The following is a 22133-nucleotide window of genomic DNA, read 5'->3' as shown; positions in this document are numbered from 1 at the left end:
TGATTCTAACGGCGCATTGCGCCCTTGTCGTGCTGCGGAGAAGAGTGCTTGGACAGAGTGTTTATCGAGGGCCTGGAAGTCGACACGGTGATCGGTGCCTACGACTGGGAGCGTGGCATCCGTCAGTGCCTGCGTCTTGATCTGAGTTTCGCCTGGGACAATCGTCCGGCAGCGGCCGGTGATGACCTGACCCTGGCGCTCGACTACGCCAGCGTGACAGCACGTATTCAAGCGTTTGCCGAGCAGGCGCAGTACCAGCTGGTTGAAACCTTTGCCGAGCGTCTGGCCGAAGTCTTGATGAGCGAATTCAAGATTACCTGGCTGCGCCTCAAGCTGACCAAGCCGGGGGCTATCCCGGCTGCAACGGGCGTGGGCGTGGAGATCGAGCGCGGATGTCGCTAACTCAGGTATTTCTTGGGCTCGGCAGCAATGTCGAGCGCGAAGCTCATTTGCAGGCAGGGCTGGAAGCGCTTGCCGGTTTTCTGGTGGATATGCGCTGCTCGGCGGTGTTCGAAAGCCAGCCGGTCGGGATCAAGAGCGGGCCGTTTTTCAATTTTGTGGTGTCGGCGTTTACCGACCTGCCGTTGATGGAGCTGGACCGTCGGTTGAAGTTTATCGAGGCCGACAACGGTCGTTATGCTCCAGATCGCAAAGGCTTGCCGCTGGATATCGACGTGCTGCTGTATGGCGATCTGGTGGGAAATTTCGACGGATTGATCCTGCCGCGAGCGGAAATCCTGAAAAATGCCTTTGTGTTGTGGCCGTTGTCGCTGATTGCGCCGAACAGAGTGCATCCTGGCGTGGGTAAAAGTTTTGCGACACTGTGGAGCGAGGCGCAGATCGATCAGGTCCTGGCGCCGGTTGCGTTTGAGTGGCGCGGCGAGCAGTTGACCCCTTCGAATTTGCTGTGACTTTGGTGGCTCCATCGCGGGCAAGCCTTGCTCCTACAGTATTGTGTCGTACGCCATTTACGTGCTCGGCATAGGTCTCGTAGGAGCAAGGCTTGCCCGCGATGCTTTTCAGGTGGACGCTGCCTCTTTGTAAGCCTTCAAAGCCTTGAGCCGTTCGCGCTTGAGCGCCTCGCCCAACTCCGGGCCTTTGAATCCCTGCTCCAGCAACGGCTGAACCGCCACGGTTCGTGCGGCCGTCGCCGCGCCTCGCAAATAATCCGCTTGTGGATAACTTCTCTGCTCGAGGCCTTTGCGGCCCCGAGCGTCCATTTCGCAGGCCTTGATGAATTCTTCAAAGCGCTGCGGCCGTCGGTAAACGTCGAAGCTTTGCAGTAACTCCAGCAATGTCGACGGCTTCAGCTCCAGCGCACGATGACCATGGGTGTGGTATTCGCCTACCAGCAACGCCAGCTCCTGGCAGTCGCGCGGGGCTTTGAAGCGTTCGTTGACCGCTTTGATCAGCTTCAGGCCTCTGTGCTCGTGAGCGATGTGTTTGGGCCATTGGCTCTCGGGTGTCAGGCCTTTGCCCAGATCGTGCAGCAAGCAGGCCCAGCGCACGGTCAGCGGTTGTTTGTGCAGGGCAGCCTGTTCGAGAACGCTCAGGGTGTGCACGCCGCTGTCGATTTCCGGGTGGTGGGCTTCGGGTTGCGGTACGCCGAACAGTGCGTCAATTTCGGGGATCAAGACTTTCAGGGCACCGCAGTCGCGCAGAACCTGGATGAAAACTTGTGGCTGATCCTCCATCAGAGCGCGGGATATTTCTTTCCAGCTGCGTTCTGCGGTCAGCGCCTCAAGCTCGCCTGATTCGCTGAGCTGACGCATCAGCTCCAGAGTCTCCGGGGCTACCGTGAAGCCGAGTCCGGCATAGCGCGCGGCGAAACGAGCAACGCGCAGGACGCGGAGAGGATCTTCGGCGAACGCGGGGGAAACATGGCGAAGCAGGCGCGCTTCCAGATCGCGCTGGCCGTGATACGGATCGGTCAATTGACCGTGGTCGTCTTCGGCCATGGCATTGATTGTCAGGTCGCGACGAATCAGGTCCTCTTCCAGAGTGACTTCGGGGCTGGCGTGGAAGGTGAAGCCGCCGTAGCCACGTCCGCTTTTGCGTTCGGTGCGCGCAAGCGCGTATTCCTCGCCGCTTTTGGGGTGAAGGAACACCGGAAAATCGGCGCCTACCGGGCGATAGCCCTTGGCGAGCATTTCTTCGGTGCTGGCGCCCACCACCACCCAGTCGATGTCGGTAACAGGCTTGCCAAGCAGGCGATCACGGACCGCGCCACCGACTTTATAAATCTGCATAAAAAACCTCCGTTAGCTCGACAGGATAACCTTTGCGTCGAGCTTCCGGAGGTCCGGGTGGCATCAAAGATGAATGACAGCCAGGTCCAGCCGACCGTATTCGCCCTCGCTATGCTCGCCCTTAGGCGGGACATGATGGGTTTTCATTACCTGGTCGCCTTGCAGTGTTTCCAGGTGAATATCGAAGCCCCAGAGGCGGTGCAGGTGCTTGAGCACTTCATCGGTGGAGTCCCCGAGTGGTTTGCGGTCGTGTTGCTGATGACGCAGCGTCAGCGAGCGATCGCCACGGCGGTCGATGCTGTAGATCTGTATGTTCGGTTCGCGGTTACCCAGGTTGTACTGCGCTGCCAGGGTTTCACGAATGGTTCGATAACCTTCCTCGTCATGAATGGCTGGCACCAGCAGGTCGTCCTTCTGGTCGTCATCGAGAATGCTGAAGAGTTTCAGGTCACGAATCACTTTGGGTGACAGATACTGCAGAATGAAACTTTCGTCCTTGAAGCTGCTCATGGCGAACTTGATGCTCGACAGCCAGTCGGTCCCGGCGATTTCCGGGAACCAGCGGTAATCCTCTTCAGTGGGCGCTTCGCACATGCGCCGAATGTCGCGGTACATGGAAAAACCCAAGGTGTAGGGGTTGATGCCGTTGTAGTAAGGGCTATCGAACCCAGGCTGGAAGACCACGCTGGTGTGGGACGCCAGGAACTCCATCATGAAACCTTCGGTCACCAGACCCTCGTCGTACAGGTCGTTCATCAGGGTGTAGTGCCAGAACGTCGCCCAGCCCTCGTTCATGACCTGAGTCTGACGCTGTGGATAAAAGTACTGCGCGATCTTGCGTACGATCCGCACGATTTCCCGTTGCCATGGCTCCAGCAGCGGGGCGTGTTTTTCGATGAAGTAGAGGATGTTTTCCTGCGGTTCTGCCGGAAAGCGTGCGTTGTCCTTCTCGTTGTACTTGTCTGCGCCTTTTGGAATGGTGCGCCACAGGTCGTTGATCTGCTTTTGCAGATGTTCTTCACGATCCTTTTGCCGGCGCCGCTCTTCTTCCGCGGAAATCGGGTAAGGGCGTTTGTAGCGGTCGACACCGTAGTTCATCAGGGCGTGGCAGGAATCCAGCAGGTCTTCCACGGCATCGATGCCATGGCGCTCTTCGCATTGCATGATGTACTGCTTGGCGAACACCAGGTAATCGATGATTGAGCTGGCGTCGGTCCAGGTGCGGAACAGGTAGTTGCCTTTGAAAAAGCTGTTGTGGCCGTAGCAGGCATGGGCCACCACCAGTGCCTGCATGCAGATGGTGTTTTCTTCCATCAGGTAGGCGATGCACGGGTCCGAGTTGATCACGATCTCGTAGGCCAGCCCCATCTGGCCGCGGCTGTAGGACTTCTCGGTGCTGAGGAAGTGTTTGCCATAGGACCAGTGGTGGTAACCCAGCGGCATGCCGACAGAGGCGTAGGCGTCCATCATCTGCTCGGCGGTAATCACCTCGATCTGGTTAGGGTAGGTATCCAGCGCGTAGCGGGCCGCAATACGGCTGATTTCTCGGTCGTAGGCCTGGATCAGCTCGAACGTCCATTCGGAGCCGGTGGATATGGGTTGGCGCTTCTGCTCTTTGGCGGTCATGTCACTAACCTGCGCTGGAAGAGTTCACGGAAGACCGGATAGATATCCCCGGCCGAAACCAGTTGTTGCTGGGCAAACGTGTCGGAAAAGGCTTCGCTGATACGTTCGTATTCGTACCACAGGGCCTGGTGTTCGCGCGGGGTAATCTCCACATAAGTGTAGTACTGCACGAATGGCATGATCTGGTTGATCAGGATGTCGCGGCAGATCGGTGAGTCATCGTTCCAGTTGTCACCGTCGGAAGCCTGGGCGGCGTAAATGTTCCAGTCGTTGCTCGGATAACGCTCGGCCATGATCTCCTGCATCAGTTTCAGGGCGCTGGAAACGATGGTGCCGCCGGTTTCGCGAGAGTAGAAGAATTCTTCCTCGTCGACTTCCCGGGCACTGGTATGGTGGCGGATGAACACCACATCGATTTTCTCGTAGTTACGCTTGAGGAACAGGTACAGCAGGATGAAGAACCGTTTGGCGATGTCCTTGGTGGCCTGAGTCATGGAGCCGGAAACGTCCATCAGGCAGAACATGACGGCTTTTGAGCTGGGGTTAGGCTGCTTGATCAACAGGTTGTACTTGAGGTCGAAGGTGTCGAGAAATGGAACACGGTTGATGCGCGCACTCAAGCGCTCGATTTCTGCCTCGATTTCCTGAATATCGCCGAAGTTATCTGGTTCTTCCTGCTTAAGTCGCGCCAGTTCCTCTTTGGCTACCCGCAATTTTTCTCGGCTGCTGCCCGACAGTGCGATGCGCCGCGCATGGGCCGAACGCAGCGTGCGGATGATATTGATCCGCGAAGGGTTACCTTCATTACTGATACCGGCGCGCACGGTTTTGAAGGTGTCGGTGCCGCTCAGGTTGCGTTTGACCAGGTTCGGCAGCTCCAGGTCCTCGAACATGAACTCGAGAAATTCCTCCTGGGTGATCTGGAAGACAAACTCGTCCATGCCCTCGCCAGAGTTGCCGGCCTTGCCAGGACCTCTGCCGCCGCCACCTCCCGGCGGACGAGCGATATGCTCACCGCTGGTGAATTCCTTGTTGCCGGGATGCACGATGGTCTGCTTGCCGCCGCGACCATGGTGAAGCACCGGTTCGTCGATATCCCGACCGGGAATGCTGATCTGCTCGCCGTGTTCCATATCGGTAATGGAGCGCCGGCTGACCGCCTCTTCGACGGCCTTCTTGATGTGGTCACGGTAACGCCGCAGAAACCGCTGACGGTTTACCGTGCTCTTGTTCTTGCCATTGAGACGTCGGTCGATCACATAGCTCATGACTTCTCCTTAGAAGCTGTCTTGGGAAATCGCGAGCAAGTCTGGCCGTAATGGGCGCGGAGCAGGGGGGGGGCGCGGTCTTGCGCCCCGTACCACCTACGCGTTGCCTGGGCTTCGCTGTCGATTTCCAAACACCTTCCTGAAACCTGTGTAACAGAAAATCTCGGCACAGGCTCCGGGCTAACGACAACCGGTCTGACCGGCAGCGAGTTACTGCGATTTCCTGACCCGCAGGTACCACTCGGAGAGCAGTCGTACCTGTTTGTCGGTGTAGCCGCGCTCGACCATTCTCGTAACGAAGTCGTTGTGTTTCTGTTGGTCCTCTTTGCTGGCCTTGGCGTTGAAGCTGATAACCGGCAGCAGATCCTCGGTGTTCGAGAACATTTTTTTCTCGATGACCACCCGCAGCTTCTCGTAGCTGAGCCAGGTTGGATTCTTGCCGTTGTTGTTGGCCCGGGCACGCAGGACGAAGTTGACGATTTCGTTGCGGAAATCCTTCGGATTGCTGATGCCCGCCGGTTTTTCGATTTTCTCCAGCTCTTCGTTGAGGGCTACGCGGTTGAGGATCTCGCCGGTTTCCGGGTCGCGGTATTCCTGATCCTGAATCCAGAAGTCCGCATAGAGCACATAGCGGTCGAAGATGTTTTGCCCGTATTCGCTGTAAGACTCCAGGTACGCGGTCTGGATCTCCTTACCGATGAACTCGATATAACGCGGCGCCAGGTACTCTTTCAGGAAGCGCAGATAGCGCTCGCGGGTTTCCGCCTGGAATTGTTCCTGCTCGATCTGTTGTTCCAGCACGTACAGCAGATGCACCGGGTTGGCGGCGATCTCGTGCGGGTCGAAGTTGAAGACTTTCGACAGGATCTTGAAGGCAAACCGGGTAGAAAGACCGTTCATGCCTTCGTCGACGCCAGCGGTGTCGCGGTATTCCTGGATCGATTTGGCCTTCGGATCGGTGTCCTTGAGGTTCTCGCCGTCATACACGCGCATTTTCGAGTAGATGTTCGAGTTTTCCGGCTCTTTGAGGCGCGAGAGCACGGTGAACTGAGCGAGCATCTTCAGCGTGTCGGGCGCGCAGTGGGCCTTGGCCAGGGAGCTGTTGAACAGCAGCTTGTCGTAGATCTTCACTTCGTCGCTGACCCGCAGGCAGTACGGCACTTTGACGATGTAGATCCGGTCGATGAAGGCTTCGTTGTTCTTGTTGTTGCGGAAGGTGTGCCACTCCGACTCGTTGGAGTGCGCCAGCAGGATCCCGGTGAACGGAATCGCGCCCAGGCCTTCGGTACTGTTGTAGTTGCCTTCCTGGGTGGCGGTCAGTAATGGGTGCAGCACCTTGATTGGTGCCTTGAACATTTCGACGAATTCCATCAGCCCCTGGTTGGAGCGGCAGAGTGCGCCCGAGTAGCTGTAGGCGTCGGCGTCGTTCTGCGGGAACTCTTCCAGCTTGCGGATATCGACCTTGCCCACCAGCGCCGAGATGTCCTGGTTGTTTTCGTCACCCGGTTCGGTCTTGGCCACGGCGATCTGGTTGAGAATCGACGGGTAGAGTTTGACCACCCGGAACTGGCTGATATCGCCGCCGAATTCGGCCAGACGTTTGGTTGCCCAGGGTGACATGATGGTGTTCAGGTAGCGCCGCGGAATGCCAAAGTCCTCTTCGAGGATCGCGCCATCTTCCGTGGCGTTGAACAGCCCCAGCGGAGACTCGAACACCGGAGAGCCCTTGATGGCGTAGAAGGGCACTTTTTCGATCAGCTGTTTGAGCTTCTCGGCCAGGGACGATTTACCGCCACCAACGGGGCCGAGCAGGTAGAGGATCTGTTTCTTCTCTTCCAGGCCCTGAGCCGCATGGCGGAAGTAGGAGACGATCTGGTCGATGCATTCTTCCATCCCGTGGAAGTCTTCAAAGGCCGGATACCGACGGATCACCTTGTTGGAAAAGATGCGCGACAGTCTCGAGTTGGTCGAGGTGTCCAGCAGTTCGGGTTCGCCGATTGCCAGCAGTAGACGCTCGGCGGAGGACGCGTAAGCGCTGCGGTCCTTTTTGCACAGTTCGAGATACTCCTGCAGGGAGAGCTCTTCCTGGCGTGTGGACTCGAAGCGTTGTTGGAAGTGGCTAAAGATACTCATGACGTCACCTCGCTCGATACGTGGAGCCGACGTCGGATCAGTCAGTGGATGCTGGCAAGCAACTGAAGTGCAGCTGCCTTTTACCCCCCAGAACACCTTCAAAGCTATCAACCCTGAAAGCTACTCCCGATGATCCGCTCGCCGGTGTACCGGCTCTCCCCTGTTTTGGATGGCCTGAGGCTAAGGATAGTTCGGAATCCGCAAGGTAAAGGGGCAATGCGCAATTTGTTATGACTGACCGTTCGTCAGCCCACGGTGGGCGTGGGCTTGAGCGTGTGAAAAAAATTACTCGGAAGTGCCTTGCGCGATTTCCGAAGGATAGATCGTACGCCACAGCTCAAAACCACCGTCCATGCTGTAGACGTCGGAAAAGCCCTGACTGATCAGGTAAGCCGCAGCGCTCTGGCTGGAATTACCGTGATAGCAGACCACCACGGTTGGCGCGTCGAGGTCGGCAGCGCGGATGAAGTCGGAGATGGAGTGGTTATCCAGGTGCTTCGAGCCGCTGATGTGGTTCAAGGCAAACGTCTGTGGATCGCGGACGTCGACCACCACGGCGCCTTGTTCGCGCAGGGCCTGGGCTTGTTCTGGGGGGATGCGTTTGAATTCGCTCATGGCGGGCTCCTGTGGCCTGGCTGAAAACGCAGCCTAGCGCTTGGCGCTGGCCGACAATAGTTCTGGGTTGATTGGGGTGACGTGCGGCCTGGTGTGGCCCTGGGCATCGCATGCGCAATGCAGGCGTTCGCCGGTGTCGACGTTCATCAAGGTCATCGAACCACCCCAGACGCAACCGGTGTCGAGGGCGAAGAGGCCAGGTTCGTTGCATTTACCTTCGAGCGCCGCCCAGTGGCCGAAAATGATTTTCTGGCCGCGGGTCTTGCGTTCCTGGTGTGCAAACCATGGCGCGTAGCCCGGTTGCGCGGTGTCGAGGCCTTCCTTGCTCTTGAGATCAAGCCTGCCGTCGCTGGTGCAGAAACGCATGCGGGTGAAGTAGTTGGTGATCACCCGCAGGCGGGTTACACCTTTAAGGTCGCCGTCCCACTTCACCGGCTCGTTGCCATACATGCCATCGAGGTAGGGCGCGATGCGGTTGTCGTCACGTAATGCTTCTTCGACTTCGGCTGCGCACTTCAAGGCTTTGCGCAGGGACCACTGCGGCGGTATACCGGCATGGACCAGCGCAATGTCGCGCTGTTCGTCGTAGTGCATGAGCTTTTGCTGGCGCAGCCACTCAAGCAGTTCTTTGCGATCCGGTGCTTCGAGGATTTCACGCAGGGTGTCGGCTTTCCTCAGGCGCTCGATGTTGTAGCCGACGGCCAGCAGGTGCAGGTCGTGGTTGCCCAGCACGCACACCAGTGATTCGCGGATGCTATAGAGGAAGCGCAGGGTTTCCAGCGATTGCGGACCACGGTTGATCAGGTCGCCAACCAGCCACAAATGATCCTTTGCAGGGTCGAAGGCAACCCGCTTGAGCAGGCATTGCAGGGGTTCGAGGCAGCCTTGCAGGTCGCCGACGGCGTACGTCGCCATCAGTGCAGGGCTCCGGGCACCGCCAGGCGAAATGGCGCGATGATGGCGTCGAAGTGTTTACCGTCTTCGGCGAGCATTTGATAAGTCCCCTGCATGTTGCCAACGCGGGTGGTCATCACGGTGCCGCTGCTGTAGGTGTGGCTCTGGCCGACACCGATCAGCGGTTGCAGGCCAACCACGCCTGCGCCGCGAACCTCTTCGACATGCCCGTCGCCATCGGTAATCACCCAGTGTCGCGAGAGCAACTTGGCCGGTAGCAGGCCGTTGTTCTGTACGGTAATGGTGTAGGCGAAGGCAAAGCGGTCTTGCTCGGGTTGCGATTGTTCTGCCAGATAGCGGGTGACGACGCTGACGTCGACCTGATAACGAGGATCGGACATGCAAGAGGCCTTAAAAGCAAAGCGGGACGCGGGGCGTAACTGATTGAGGTCAGTCTAGGCCAAGTATCGGGTAGTAAACCAGACATGTGCGCTGGTGTCCTACCCGATAACGCTCGACGCCTGTCAGCCGACGGCAGGTTTCTGTGCGACTTGTTCGCTGAGCTTGTCAGCCAGTCGTACAAAGGCGGCAAGGTCGAGCTGCTCGGGGCGCAGGCTGCCGTCGACGCCAGCGGCTTCGATTTCGGCATTGCTCAGCAGCAATTTGAGGGTGTTACGCAGGGTTTTGCGGCGCTGGTTGAAGGCTTCGCGAACGACGCGCTCCAGCAAACGATGGTCTTTGGCCGGGTGCGGCAGCACGGCGTGCGGCACCAGGCGGACGATCGCCGAGTCGACTTTCGGCGGTGGGTTGAACGCGCCAGGGCCGACGTTGAACAGGTGTTCGACCCGGCAGTGGTACTGAACCATGATCGACAGACGGCCCCAATCACCACCACCAGGACCTGCCGCCAGACGCTCGACCACTTCCTTTTGCAGCATGAAGTGCATGTCGCGGATGATGCCTGCGTTGTTCAGCAGGTGGAAGATCAGCGGCGTGGAGATGTTGTACGGCAGGTTGCCGACAACGCGCAGGCTGTTTGGCGCGGCATTCAGGCTGTTGAAGTCGAACTTCAGCGCATCGCCCTGGTGCAGGTTGAAATTGCTTTTGCCGGCGAATTGCTGGTTGAGGATCGGGATCAGGTCCTTGTCCAGTTCAACCACGTCCAGTTGGGCACCGCTGTTGAGCAGGCCTTCGGTGAGCGCGCCCTGACCCGGGCCAATTTCCAGCAGACGGTCTTCGGGCTTGGCGTGAATGGAGCGCAGGATACGGTCGATAACGCCGGCGTCGTGCAGGAAATTCTGGCCGAAACGCTTGCGCGCCCGGTGTTGGTAATGCTCGGTCATAAACGGGTCTCGGCCATCTGGTAGGCGGTTTCCAGGGCGACTTGCAGGCTGCCGGTGTCGATTTTTCCGCTGCCAGCCAGGTCCAGGGCAGTGCCGTGGTCGACTGAGGTGCGGATGATCGGCAAGCCGAGGGTCACGTTGACTGCCGCGCCGAAGCCTTTGTATTTCAGCACAGGCAGGCCCTGGTCGTGGTACATCGCCAGCACCGCGTCGCAGTGCTCCAGATATTTGGGGGTAAACAGAGTGTCGGCGGGCAGGGGACCACGCAGGTCCATGCCTTCAGCGCGCAGACGCTCCAGGGTTGGTTCAATGATGTCGATTTCTTCGTGGCCCAGGTGTCCGCCTTCGCCGGCATGCGGGTTGAGTCCGCAGACGAGGATGCGTGGCTGGGCGATGCCGAATTTTTGTTGCAGGTCGGTATGCAGAATCCGCGTGACCCGCTCCAGGCGCTCAGGGGTGATTGCATCGGCAATCTCCCGCAGGGGCAGGTGCGTGGTAACCAGAGCGACTCGCAAGCCGTGTGTGGCGAGCATCATCACCACTTGCGGGGTGTGGGTCAGGTCTGCGAGAAACTCGGTGTGACCGGAGAAGGCAATGCCCGACTCATTGATCACGCCTTTGTGCACAGGGGCGGTAATCATCCCTGCAAAGTGCCCGTCCAGGCAGCCAAGGCCAGCGCGGGTCAGGGTTTCCAGGACGAAGGCGGCATTGGCCTTGTCCAGTTGCCCGGCGGTAACCGGCGCACTGAGCGGTGTATCCCAGACATACAGGCTGTTGGCTGGCGCAGGAACGTCCGGCCAGTTGTCCGGCGTTACCGGCAGCAAGTCGACGACCACACCCAGCTGCGCGGCCCGCTCAAGGAGCAGGTCGCGGCTGGTAATGGCAATCAGGGGGTGTGGCTGGGCTTGCGAGGCGAGTAGCAGGCACAGGTCTGGACCTATGCCGGCCGGCTCGCCGGGTGTCAGTGCAAAACGCTTGGGGTTCACTTCGCCGCCTGGTCGACGCCAGGGAGCTTGATTTCAACGTAGGCTTCGTCACGGATCTGACGCAACCAGGATTGCAGCTCTTCGTCGTATTTGCGGTTGCGCAGTACGGTCATTGCCTGTTGTTCACGGGCCTGGGTGGTGCTGTCGGTGGCGCGGCGGCCAAGGACTTCCAGAACGTGCCAGCCATATTGAGTCTTGAACGGCTTGGACAGCTGACCTTGTTGGGTCTTGGCCATCACTTCGCGGAATTCCGGCACCAGGGCGTTCGGGTCGATCCAGTTCAGGTCGCCGCCGTTGAGGGCAGAACCCGGGTCTTCCGAGTAGCTTTTCGCCAGCTCAGCGAAGTCTTCGCCTGCTTCGATACGGGTGTAGAGCGATTGAACCAGAGCCTTGGTTTTTTCTTCGTCGCGGATCGGGCTCGGTTTGACCAGGATGTGACGCACATGCACTTCATCGCGCATCTGAGTACCACCGCCGCGCTTCTCCAGTACTTTCAGGATGATGAAACCGCCTGGTGTGCGTGCCGGTTGAGTGATCTCACCCACTGACATGGCGCTCAGCTCTCGGTCGAACGGTGGTGGCAGTTGAGCGGCTTTACGCCAGCCCATGTCGCCGCCTTCCAGTGCGTTATCGCTGGCAGATTTTGCGATGGCCAGTTGAGAGAAGTCAGCACCCTGCTTGAGTTGCTGATAAATCTCGGAGGCTTGGCGCGCTGCGTTTTGAATTGCTTCAGCGTTGGCGCTTTCCGGCGTCCCGATCAGGATGTTGGCCAGGTGCAGCTCTTCGGAGAGTTGCATCTTGCCGAGGTCCGAAGCGAGGAAGTTTTTCACTTCCTGCTCGGACACCTGAATCCGCTCGGCCACACGACGCTGACGAACACGGCTGATGATCATCTCGCGACGAACCTGATCGCGGGCGTCGTCATAAGACAGACCGTCGCGAGTCAGGGCGGCACGGAACTGGTCCACGGTCATGTTGTTGCGCTGGGCAATGGTGCCGATCGCCTGATTCAGCTCTTCATCGGTAATGCGAATGCCGGAGCGCTCGCCGATCTGCAGCTGCAGGTTTTCGACGATCAGGCGTTCTAGCACCTGTTGGTCCAGTACGCCGGCAGGCGGTGTGCCGCCGCCGCGTTTGGCGATGGTTTGCTGAACTTCATGAACCCGCTGGTCCAACTGGCTCTGCATGACCACGTCGTTGTCGACGATGGCCACCACTTTGTCGATGGACTGAACCGCGGCGTTAGCCGCGGTACCCAGGAACAGCGCGCCCAGCATCAGCGGGCGCAGACAATCAGAAAGCTTGGTCTTCACGTTCACGATAACCTTGAATGCCTTTGTCGAGGAAGCTCTCTACCTTGGCGCCAGTAACGCCACCGAGACCTTTCAGAACAATTTGGAGGAAGACGCCATGGTCGCCTTTTTCGTTTTGCGGGGCTGCTTGACTGAACTCGTCATACGAAACCCAGTAACGGTTGATCAGGCGCAGTTTCCAGCAGCAGTTGTCGTACTCGAAACCACCAAAGGCTTCCAGGGTACGGTTGCGGTTGTAGTCGTACTGCCAGCGGCTGATGGCATTCCACTGTGGCACGACTGGCCAGATGACCGAGAAGTCGTGCTGTTTGATCTTGTAGTAATCCTTCACGTAGCCAGGTTGGCCTGGGGTGCCGTAGTCACCACCACCCACTGTCCACTTACCGGTGTTCTGATCGTAACGAATCTGGTCATTGCGATAGCGATAACCGGCATTGATGACCTTGTTCGGGTTGTCTTCAGGCTGGTAGTGGAACATCGCGCTGCCCGAGCGAGGTTTGCGGCTGTCCGGGTCCCAGTTGTAGTCGGCCGTGGTACGCCAATCGCGATTCCAGCGGTATTCGTATTCCAGTGCATACGGCGAAACGTTGGAGTGTGCATCGGCGCGGGTTTTTGGATCGATACCCGGCAACTGGACTTCGCGGTCCTTGAAGTACATGGCCTGGCCAACGCTGAAGCGTTGACGTTCGAAGCCGTTTTCTTCGATCCAGCGGTTGGTCACGCCCAGCGACAGTTTGTTCTCGTCGCCAACCCGGTCGGAACCGGTGAAGCGGTTGTCGCGGAACAGCGAGGAATAGTTGAACGTGGTTTCGGCGGTGTCGAATACCGGGATGTCAGACTGGTCTTTCTCTGGAACATAGAGGTAGTACAGACGAGGTTCCAGGGTCTGGCGGTAGTTTTTGCCAAACCATTGGGTATTGCGGTCGAAGTACAGGCCGCTGTCGATACTCGCGATAGGAACCGCACGACTCTGATTGCGGCTGTAGGTGCCGCTGAGGCTATCCTGCTGCGCGCTCTGGGCCGCGATTTGCTGTTTGCCGGTGCTGTCGAGATCAAGATCGTACTGGGTGTACTGATACTTGAGCGTTGGCTTCAGGAAGCCATAAGTCCAGTTGAGCGGCAGGCTGACATTGGGTGCCAGGTTGAGACGGTCGCCGTTGGCACGCGCCAGGCCTTGAATGTTATTGTCAAGTCGAGAGGCCGGGTTGCCGTCCTGGTCGAAATAGATGCCTGTTTGCAGGCTTCGGTCAAACCTTACAGCCTCGGTGTCATACGCAAAGTTCAGGCCGCCAGGCTGCTGAGGCAGAACACCGTTGAGGGTGATCTGCGGCAGGCGATCATACGGCGTGAGGTTGGAAACCGATGCAAGTTCGAAGGCCTGCACGTTGAGGCGTGCATTGAAACTGTCGCCACGGTAGGTGACTGCACCTTGCTGGTTCACAAAATCGGGGGCGCTTTTCACACCCAGTTGACCGGTCTCCAGATCCTGGAAGTAGTACGGATCGCTGATCTTGGTGTAGTCGACTTGGGTGAATACCCGCGAATCAAGCCCGCCCTTGTGCTGCCAGTTGTACATGTAGCGGGTTTTTTCGGAGTCGGTCTGCTTGCTGCGATCGTTGGACTCATCATTGAGGTACGAGGCGCCGAACTGACCTTCGCTGGACTTGGTCAGGTAACGGAACTCGCCTTCCATCATCATGCCGTGCTTGCTCATGTAGCGCGGATACAACGTGGCGTCGTAGTTCGGTGCCAGGTTGAAGTAGTACGGTGTGACCAGCATGAAGCCGGTTTTGGTGCTGGTGCCGAAGCTTGGCGGCAGGAAACCGGACTGGCGACGATCATCGATCGGGAAATAGATGTACGGCGTGTAGAACACCGGAATGTCCTTGACCCGCAGTGTCACGTTGGTCCCGGTACCGAAACCGGTCGCCGGGTTCAAGGTGATGTTGTTGCCCTTGAGCTGCCAGGCGTTGCTGTTCGGTTCGCACGTGGTGTACGTACCATCCTTGAGGCGGATGATCGCGTTCTCGGCGCGTTTGGCATACAGCGCGCTACCGCGGACACGGGATTTGTGCATCACGTATTCGGCGTTGTCGACCTGGGCTTCACCCGTGTCGAGTTGCACGTCAGCGTGGTCGCCGACGATCAGTGCACCGTTGTCGCGCACGCGAACGTTACCGCTCAGCTCGCCACGGTTTTCGGCTTGATACAGGCTGGCCTCATCGGCCTCGACCTGCATGCTGCCCTGACGCATGACTACGTCACCGGCGAGGGTCGCCACCTGTTCTTCCTGCTGATAGCGGGAGGCTTTGGCGCCAATAAAGGTCGGGGCGTCACTTTTATTCGTCTTGTCATTCATGCCAGGACGAATTGGTTCGATATAGGAACCAGAGCAGTAAGGTCCGGTTTCGGCCAATTGGGCTGCGGTGAGCTTCTCACGCGGGACCCAGTCGAGGTGGCTGTAGTCGGCACTGCGCGACTTCAGGGCGCGACCCTTGGCTTCAGTGACCAGCACCGGCTTGTCGGCAGTTTCGCCATTTGCAGTGCTGTCTGCCGCCGACTCGTTGCCCGAACTGACCGCGCTGGCATCATGCACAGGGCGCGGTGGCAGTTGAGCTGCGTTGGCTTTTGGCGCGCAGTCCCAGGCACCCGAAGCAGAGACTGAGCAGTCATACTGTTCCGCGGCGACCACGAACGAAGTGGCTAGAGGTTGCAGGGCCAGCAAACTGCCGGTCACCAACAACGGAAATTTTTTACGAAACGCGGGGGATTTCAATGCCATCTTATTAGTCCGGGCTTCCTGCGTGCCATCTGCCCGCGGTGTGGGCCGCACGCCTCTCGATGGTCTGAAAAAGATGCTGGATAATAAAGCATGACCCGCTTGACGGCTAGCGCCGTCGGAGACCCTTGTAATGCCTGACCAAGATGTACGCTTGCAACACCTGAAAGTTTGGCTCGATGAGCAATTGGCAACGCTGTTTGCCGCACAAGGATGGGGGGCCGTACCCCCGGCCACGTTGACTGCGGCCAGCAGTGACGCGAGTTTTCGCCGTTACTTCCGTTGGGAAGGCGCCGGCCGCAGCTTCGTCGTGATGGACGCTCCCCCGCCCCAGGAAAACTGTAAACCCTTCGTGGATATCGCATTTTTGCTGGCGAAATCCGGAATTAACGTACCGAAAATCTACGCAGAAGACCTTGAACGCGGTTTTCTTTTGCTCAACGACCTTGGTAACCAGACCTATCTGGACGTGATCGACAGCGAAAATGCTGACGATTTGTTCAGGGATGCCTTGCAAGCGTTGTTGGCTTTTCAGCAGTTGCCGATGGTTGCGCCACTGCCCAGCTATGACGTGGCCCTTTTGCGCCGCGAGCTGGAACTGTTTCCCGAGTGGTACGTGAAGCGCGAGTTGGGCATCGAGTTCGATTCGGCGCAGCAAATGCTCTGGCAGCAAGTCAGCGACAGGTTGATCGACAGCGCCCTGGCCCAGCCCAAAGTGCTGGTGCATCGCGACTACATGCCGCGCAACCTGATGCTCAGCGAGCCGAACCCCGGCGTGCTGGATTTCCAGGACGCGGTATACGGGCCGGTGACCTATGACGTGACCTGCCTGTTCAAGGACGCCTTCCTCAGCTGGCCCGAGGAGCGTGTGCGTGGTTGGCTGGCGGACTACTGGCAGCAAGCAGGCGCTCTCGGGATTCCGGTTCAGCCTGACTTCGAAGACTTCCTGCGTGCCAGCGACCTGATGGGGGTGCAGCGTCACCTGAAAGTGATCGGCATTTTCGCCCGCATCTGTCATCGCGATGGCAAGCCGCGCTACCTCGGCGATGTGCCGCGCTTCTTTGCTTATATAGAAGCAGTGGTCGCTCGTCGTCCTGAGTTGGTGGAACTGGATGTGTTGCTGGCCAGTCTGCGCCAGTCGGTCGGAGTTTCTGCATGAAGGCAATGATTCTGGCGGCTGGCAAGGGCGAGCGTATGCGCCCCCTGACGCTGACCACCCCCAAGCCGCTGGTGCGTGTTGGCGGGGTGCCGCTGATCGAGTATCACCTGCGGGCGTTGGTAGTGGCAGGTTTCACCGAGGTGGTGATCAACCACGCCTGGCTGGGACAACAGATCGAAGAGTACCTGGGTGACGGTTCGCGCTATGGCCTGAGTATTCAGTATTCGCCGGAAGGTGAGCCGCTGGAAACGGGTGGCGGGATATTCCGCGCATTGCCGCTCTTGGGTGATGAGGCCTTTGTGGTGGTCAACGGGGATATCTGGACCGATTATGACTTCATGGCACTGCGTCAACCGATCGCGGGCCTGGCCCACCTGGTGCTGGTCGACAACCCGGACCATCACCCGACCGGCGATTTCAGTCTGGTCGATGGCCTGGTGCGGGACGGCCAGCCGGGAACCGATACGCTGACGTACAGCGGCATTGCCGTGCTGCATCCGAAACTCTTCGCGGCGTGCGTGGACGGCGCCTTCAAACTGGCCCCGTTATTGCGCGACGCCATGGCGCGAGGGCAGGTGAGTGGTGAGCGATTGCACGGTCACTGGGTCGATGTCGGCACTCACGAACGTCTGGCCGAAGTTGAACAATTGATAGAAGCGAGCTACTGACATGTTGTGGCCAGGGACTCTGATCGGAGCCGGAGCGGGCTTTGCCATAGCCAGCATTCCGGGGGCCATGCTCGGCGCATTGTTGGGGCAGGCGCTGGATCGGCGCTTGCAGTTGCAAAGCCTGGGGCATTTACGTGAGCGACTCGGCGGTCGGCCGATGTTGCGTAACGACGAATTACTGTTTGTATTGCTGGGGCGTCTGGCCAAGAGCGATGGCCGGGTGGTGGATGGTCATATCTACCAGGCACGTCAGGAAATGCGTTCGCTGGAAATGAGCGAGCCGGCGCAAAAGCGCGCAATCGCGGCGTTCAATCGTGGCAAGTCAGGCCATGATCGATTGCGGGGTTACCTGCGCCGGTTAAGCGCGCAACCGCATGCCGCCGAAGGTGTCTTGCGCGCCTGTTGGCGGATGGTCTGGGCCGACGGGCGTGCCGGATGCGCCGAGCGTGAGTTGATTGCGCAGTGGGGCAAGTGGCTGGGCTGGACGCCGGAGCAGGTGCAGGCCCTGGCCAGTGATTACGAGCCACACAAAAGAACCCTGGTTAACAGTGCGGCGGCTTATCAGGAGGCGCTGCGGGTACTTGGCGTATCCACCACCAGTGAACCGTCGCAAATCAAGCGTGCGTATCGACGTCTGCTCAGTCGCCATCACCCGGACAAGATCGCCGGCAGCGGGGCGACTCCTTCCCAGGTGCGCGACGCGACTGACAAGACTAGTGAGTTGCACAACGCCTATACGTTGATTCGCGAGCGGCGGGATTTTCGTTAACGGCTTGGAAGGTCAGAAGATCGCAGCCTGCGGCAGTTCCTACAGGTGTACGCATAATCCAATGTAGGAGCTGCCGCAGGCTGCGATCTTTTGCTTGTGCTTAGTCCGCTTTCTGCGGATTCAACCAACCGCGCACACGCCGGAACAATTGCTCTTGTTCGGCAGCGCTGTTGCCGGGCAACGTCTTCAGTGCAAGCTGGCTGAAGGTCGAAGCTTTCAGGCGTTTGCTGGCCTGCAAACGCTCCAGGGCTGCGCTCTGCACCAGTGCTTTGTCCTTGTAGTAGATGTCGAAGGTGGCCAGCTTCAACGTGGTCGTCAGTTCGGCCAGTCCAGGTTTCGCGGTCACCGGTGTCTGTGCGGCGACCATCACGAATTTCGCGACTTGCGAGGGTTGTTTTTCGCTCAGGTAGCGCGCAACCCAATAAGCCCCGGTGCCGTGACCGAGCAAGACGATGCTGCGGGCACTTTGTTGTTCGGCGAAAGCAATGGCTGCGTCGATCCGTGCGTAGATGCGCTCGGCGTCGGCCTTGGCTTGTTCCTCGCTGGTCTCGGTGATGGCACGGTCGGCGACGTCCCCTTCGCCACCGGCCACTTGTTCGATGGGTGGTGCGGTGCTGGCGTCTTTGCTGCCGGTTGCGGTTTTGGCCGGTGTGGGTGCGACTTCGACGACGCGCGCTTGTGGGGCATTGCTTTGCAGGTCAGGCAAGGTAAGACTCAGACTGCTCCAGTCGGCATCGGGCAATTTTTGCCGCAATGGGCTGATTGCTTGAGGCCAGTCAGCAGTTTCACCCGCGCCGGGGATAATAATCACCGCACCCTTGGGATTGCTGGTGTTAGCCGGTTTCCAGAGCGCGAGAAAACTGTCACTGCCGGCCTGCAATTGCTGTTGCTCTTGCGCGGGGACCGTCCGTTCAAGGGCTGTGGCTTCTTCCTGGCTACGCTCTGGCAGAGGCTGGCGTTCGACCGGTTTTGCTGCTGCGGACTTTTGCGCAGTGGCGGGTGCCGGGTCGGCGGCCAGAGCTGAAAAGGCACAAGGCAGGATCAGCGACAGGCACAATGTTGGCAGTGCCAAGCGGTAGACAGGGGGCATCGGATATTCCAGGCCAGAAGTAATCCCGGCAGCCTAATGGGTTGGTCAGTATTTGTCAGTGTGTGAGACTTCGGATGATGCGTTTTCGCTGCCTGTTGGTTATCGGCTGTTGTTGGCTTCCCTTGATGGCATGGGCGGCACCGGCGTCGCCTGCGCATGACGCGCTATTGAACGCCGAGCAGCGTCAGTGGCTCGCACAACACAACGAGCTGCGCGTTGGTGTGGTGCTGCAAGCACCTTTCGCACAGTACGATCGGCGCTTGCAGCGGTTGTCCGGGGCCAATGTCGAACTGATGCAGTGGCTCGCCAGTGCGCTGAATATCGAGCTGATGTGGCGTAACTTCCCTGATGTGGCGCAACTGGAAGAAGCGTTGCGCGAGGGTGAAGTCGACATCGCTCCGGGTCTGACCCAAACACCCGCCGGCCTGCGCCTGTGGCAATTCACCGACCCGTACATGCGTGTACCGCAGCTGGTGGTCGGCGAACAGAAGGGCACCGGTATCGTCGAGCTGGAAAAGCTCGACAGCCAGTCGCGGGTCGCGGTGCGCATGCCCAGTGCCGTCGCCGATTATCTGCGCAGCAATTACGGCAATCTCAACCTGCAGGGCGTGCCCATGGAGCGTGAGGCCCTGCAATTGCTGCTGACTCAACAGGCCCGGTACGCGGTTGTCGATGAGGCCCAGCTCAGCCGTTTGTCGTCCGAGCCCGAATTCGCAAACTTGGTGGTGGTAGGGGACATTGGCCTGCCGCAGTTGCTACGGGTGGCGACTCGCCGCGACTGGCCGGAGTTGGCGGGCATCGTCGAAAGCGCTTTGCACGCCATTCCGGCCAAGGATATTGAGCAGTTGCACACGCGCTGGCTGCAACCCAAATACCCGCGTCTGGCCGAGTCGCCGGGCTTCTGGCAAAACCTTTGTCTGTTGTTGGCCGTGTTGTTCCTCAGCAGCATGGCCATCGTGCTGTGGCAGCGCCGTCAGCAACAGACGCTTGAGCAGCGTTTACTGGCGGCCCGCGAAGACATTGCCCTGCGCGAGGCCAGTGAAGAAGCATTGCGCCTGACGCAGTTTTCGATTGATCAAAGCACCGTCGGGATTCTCTGGGTCAATTGGGACAGCCATGTGCGTTACGCCAACCGTGCGGCCGAGGACATGCTCGGTTATGCGCCGGGCGGTGTCATTGATCGGCCACTGATCGACTTCGAACCCGGTCTGCACATGGACCGTTGGTTGAGCCTGTGGAAGCGCGCCCGGGCCAGCGAGGACGGGCCACAAAGCTTTGAAACCAACTGCGTGCGCGCCGATGGCAGCATTCTGCCGGCCGATGTGTCGTTGAGTTTTCTGCGTTTTCGTGACGGCGAATACCTGGTGGTTTACCTCAACGACGTCACCGAACGCCGTCGGGCGCTGGCCGCCTTGCAGGAAAGCGAGGCGCGGTTGCAGGGGATCGCTGCCAACGTACCGGGCCTGGTCTTTCGCCTGGAGCGTGCGCCGGTGACCGGGCAAATCGACTTTGCCTACATCAGCGAGGGCAGCGAGAGCCTGGTGGGGTATTCACCGGCAACCTTGAGCCGTCGCGACATGGGCCTGCGCAGTCTGGTGCATCCGGACGACAAGGCGAGTTATCACCAGACTCAAAATCATGCACTGGACACCGACAGCGACTGGTCATGGCAGGGCCGGATTCTCACCCGCCAGGGCGAGCAGCGCTGGGCCGAGATCAAGGCCATTACCCGTCGGCTCGACGATGGTGCATTCGTCTGGGACGGGATTGTCTGGGACATCAGCGAGAGCAAGCGCATCGAGCTGGAACTGGCCAGCTCCCGCGAGCAATTGCGTGAACTGTCTGCGCACCTGGAAAGCGTGCGGGAAGAGGAAAAAGCCCGGATTGCCCGGGAAGTTCACGATGAGTTGGGTCAGATGCTGACGGTGCTCAAGCTGGAAACCTCGATGTGCGAACTGGCCTACGCCGAGCTCGATCCGGGCTTGAGTGACCGTCTCAACAGTATGAAGCGCCTGATCGCCCAACTGTTCCAGCTGGTGCGGGACGTGGCCACGGCTTTGCGCCCGCCGATTCTCGACGCAGGGATCGCATCGGCCATCGAGTGGCAAGCCCGGCGTTTCGAAGCGCGCACGCAGATCCCGTGTCTGGTGCAAGTGCCGGACAACCTGCCGACCCTCAGCGATGCCAAGGCCATCGGCCTGTTCCGGATTCTTCAGGAAGCGCTGACCAATGTCATGCGGCATGCGCAGGCGCATACTGTTGAACTGACACTGGTGCTGGAAGGCGACGAGTTGTGCCTGACGGTCAGCGATGATGGCATAGGCTTTGTCGCCCCCACGGGCAGGCCGACATCCTTTGGCGTGGTCGGCATGCGCGAACGGGTGTTGATCATGGGCGGCCAGTTGTCGCTGGACAGTGAGCCGGGCGAGGGCACGACCCTGAGCGTGCGTGTGCCGCTGGACCGATAAAAGATCGCTCAACCCATCAATGAGGAGAAAGGCGTGATCCGTGTACTGGTAGCCGAAGACCACACCATTGTCCGTGAAGGCATCAAACAGTTGATCGGCCTCGCCAAGGATTTGCTGGTGGTGGGGGAGGCGAGCAATGGCGAGCAACTGCTGGAGACCTTGCGCCACATTCCCTGCGAGGTGGTGTTGCTGGATATCTCCATGCCCGGGGTTAACGGGCTGGAGGCGATTCCACGGATTCGCGCACTGAACAATCCGCCGGCAATTCTGGTGCTGTCGATGCACGATGAAGCGCAAATGGCTGCTCGTGCGTTGAAGGTCGGTGCTGCCGGTTATGCGACCAAGGACAGCGATCCGGCGTTGCTGCTGACGGCAATTCGAAAAGTCGCGGCGGGCGGGCGTTACATCGATCCTGAGTTGGCGGATCGAATGGTCTTCGAAGTCGGCCTGACGGATTCGCGGCCGCTGCATTCGTTGCTCTCGGAGCGCGAGTTTTCGGTGTTTGAGCGCCTGGCCCAAGGCGCCAACGTCAACGACATCGCACAGCAACTGGCGTTGAGCAGCAAAACCATCAGCACCCACAAGGCGCGGCTGATGCAAAAACTCAACATCACCTCCCTCGCCGAACTGGTGAAGTACGCAATGGAACACAAACTCCTCTGACGTTGTACTCGATCCACTGTAGATACCGTCTTGAGCCTCACCGGGCAAGCGCAAGTTTCGGGTCAAAGGGTTGACCCGACTTGAGCACGCCGTAAACGAAGTGCAACAGC

The 22133-nt window shown here is 59.1% G+C and carries 19 protein-coding genes; 7 read left to right on the top strand and 12 right to left on the bottom strand.

Annotation, left to right across the window (positions count from 1 at the left end; genetic code table 11):
* Positions 1-48: 48 nt before the first annotated feature.
* Positions 49-402, top strand: a complete 354-nt coding sequence (folB, locus tag ACIPIN_RS18950; RefSeq protein WP_123424087.1) for a dihydroneopterin aldolase — start codon at positions 49-51, stop codon at positions 400-402.
* The gene (gene folK / locus ACIPIN_RS18945; RefSeq protein ID WP_401120895.1) at positions 393-911 is read left to right on the top strand and encodes a 2-amino-4-hydroxy-6-hydroxymethyldihydropteridine diphosphokinase; all 519 of its coding nucleotides are present in this window, start codon (positions 393-395) and stop codon (positions 909-911) included. Before folB ends, folK begins: the two co-directional genes overlap by 10 nt.
* Before the next feature lie 108 nt (positions 912-1019).
* Here folK and ACIPIN_RS18940 read toward each other — a convergent pair whose 3' ends face one another.
* The 11 genes from ACIPIN_RS18940 to ACIPIN_RS18890 form a co-directional block, all read right to left on the bottom strand.
* Positions 1020-2249, bottom strand: coding sequence for a multifunctional CCA addition/repair protein (locus ACIPIN_RS18940; protein ID WP_401120894.1), 1230 nt, complete (start codon positions 2247-2249; stop codon positions 1020-1022).
* A gap of 63 nt (positions 2250-2312) precedes the next feature.
* A complete protein-coding gene (locus tag ACIPIN_RS18935; protein WP_401120893.1) occupies positions 2313-3875 on the bottom strand; it encodes a SpoVR family protein in 1563 nt (520 codons plus the stop codon).
* On the bottom strand, positions 3872-5143 hold the full coding sequence (locus tag ACIPIN_RS18930; protein WP_054594316.1) for a YeaH/YhbH family protein: 1272 nt from the start codon (positions 5141-5143) through the stop codon (positions 3872-3874). Before ACIPIN_RS18930 ends, ACIPIN_RS18935 begins: the two co-directional genes overlap by 4 nt.
* Before the next feature lie 210 nt (positions 5144-5353).
* Positions 5354-7276, bottom strand: coding sequence for a PrkA family serine protein kinase (locus ACIPIN_RS18925; RefSeq protein WP_123424092.1), 1923 nt, complete (start codon positions 7274-7276; stop codon positions 5354-5356).
* A gap of 285 nt (positions 7277-7561) precedes the next feature.
* Complete coding sequence (gene glpE, locus ACIPIN_RS18920; RefSeq protein WP_401120892.1) at positions 7562-7891, bottom strand: thiosulfate sulfurtransferase GlpE; 330 nt, start codon at positions 7889-7891, stop codon at positions 7562-7564.
* Between the two features lie 33 nt (positions 7892-7924).
* A complete protein-coding gene (locus ACIPIN_RS18915) occupies positions 7925-8806 on the bottom strand; it encodes a symmetrical bis(5'-nucleosyl)-tetraphosphatase (RefSeq protein ID WP_401120890.1) in 882 nt (293 codons plus the stop codon).
* Complete coding sequence (gene apaG / locus ACIPIN_RS18910; RefSeq protein ID WP_123424095.1) at positions 8806-9186, bottom strand: Co2+/Mg2+ efflux protein ApaG; 381 nt, start codon at positions 9184-9186, stop codon at positions 8806-8808. The genes ACIPIN_RS18915 and apaG overlap by 1 nt, the downstream gene beginning before the upstream one ends.
* A gap of 123 nt (positions 9187-9309) precedes the next feature.
* The gene (rsmA, locus tag ACIPIN_RS18905) at positions 9310-10128 is read right to left on the bottom strand and encodes a 16S rRNA (adenine(1518)-N(6)/adenine(1519)-N(6))-dimethyltransferase RsmA (protein WP_401120889.1); all 819 of its coding nucleotides are present in this window, start codon (positions 10126-10128) and stop codon (positions 9310-9312) included.
* A complete protein-coding gene (gene pdxA, locus ACIPIN_RS18900) occupies positions 10125-11114 on the bottom strand; it encodes a 4-hydroxythreonine-4-phosphate dehydrogenase PdxA (protein ID WP_401120887.1) in 990 nt (329 codons plus the stop codon). Before pdxA ends, rsmA begins: the two co-directional genes overlap by 4 nt.
* Positions 11111-12433 (bottom strand): peptidylprolyl isomerase SurA, encoded by a 1323-nt coding sequence (gene surA, locus ACIPIN_RS18895; protein WP_401120885.1) that lies wholly within the window; start codon positions 12431-12433, stop codon positions 11111-11113. The genes pdxA and surA overlap by 4 nt, the downstream gene beginning before the upstream one ends.
* Positions 12408-15209 carry an LPS-assembly protein LptD gene (locus ACIPIN_RS18890; RefSeq protein ID WP_401120883.1) on the bottom strand — a complete coding sequence of 934 codons (2802 nt, stop codon included), beginning with the start codon at positions 15207-15209 and terminating at the stop codon, positions 12408-12410. The genes surA and ACIPIN_RS18890 overlap by 26 nt, the downstream gene beginning before the upstream one ends.
* Before the next feature lie 130 nt (positions 15210-15339).
* Between ACIPIN_RS18890 and ACIPIN_RS18885 the strand changes: the two genes are divergently transcribed.
* Genes ACIPIN_RS18885 through ACIPIN_RS18875 form a run of 3 tightly spaced genes read left to right on the top strand, consistent with a single transcriptional unit; the run spans position 15340 to position 17802 of the window.
* Positions 15340-16365 (top strand): aminoglycoside phosphotransferase family protein, encoded by a 1026-nt coding sequence (locus ACIPIN_RS18885; RefSeq protein ID WP_401120882.1) that lies wholly within the window; start codon positions 15340-15342, stop codon positions 16363-16365.
* Positions 16362-17033: an N-acetylmuramate alpha-1-phosphate uridylyltransferase MurU gene (gene murU, locus ACIPIN_RS18880; protein WP_401120880.1), complete on the top strand. Its 672-nt coding sequence runs from the start codon at positions 16362-16364 to the stop codon at positions 17031-17033. Before ACIPIN_RS18885 ends, murU begins: the two co-directional genes overlap by 4 nt.
* A gap of 1 nt (position 17034) precedes the next feature.
* Positions 17035-17802, top strand: a complete 768-nt coding sequence (locus ACIPIN_RS18875) for a DnaJ domain-containing protein (protein WP_401120879.1) — start codon at positions 17035-17037, stop codon at positions 17800-17802.
* A gap of 100 nt (positions 17803-17902) precedes the next feature.
* On the opposite strand, the gene ACIPIN_RS18870 is transcribed toward ACIPIN_RS18875, so the two are convergent.
* Positions 17903-18892, bottom strand: coding sequence for an alpha/beta hydrolase family protein (locus tag ACIPIN_RS18870; protein ID WP_401120877.1), 990 nt, complete (start codon positions 18890-18892; stop codon positions 17903-17905).
* A gap of 74 nt (positions 18893-18966) precedes the next feature.
* On the opposite strand from ACIPIN_RS18870, the gene ACIPIN_RS18865 reads away from it, so the two are divergent.
* Both ACIPIN_RS18865 and ACIPIN_RS18860 read left to right on the top strand, forming a co-directional pair.
* The gene (locus ACIPIN_RS18865; RefSeq protein ID WP_401120875.1) at positions 18967-21360 is read left to right on the top strand and encodes a PAS domain S-box protein; all 2394 of its coding nucleotides are present in this window, start codon (positions 18967-18969) and stop codon (positions 21358-21360) included.
* A 33-nt stretch (positions 21361-21393) separates the two neighbouring features.
* Entirely contained in the window at positions 21394-22023 is a 630-nt protein-coding gene (locus tag ACIPIN_RS18860; protein WP_024265168.1) for a response regulator transcription factor, read from the top strand.
* Positions 22024-22133 lie beyond the last annotated feature (110 nt).

The organism is Pseudomonas sp. NPDC087697, from assembly GCF_044743155.1.
Taxonomy (GTDB): Bacteria; Pseudomonadota; Gammaproteobacteria; order Pseudomonadales; family Pseudomonadaceae; genus Aquipseudomonas.
This window is presented reverse-complemented; position numbering and strand designations above follow the sequence as displayed.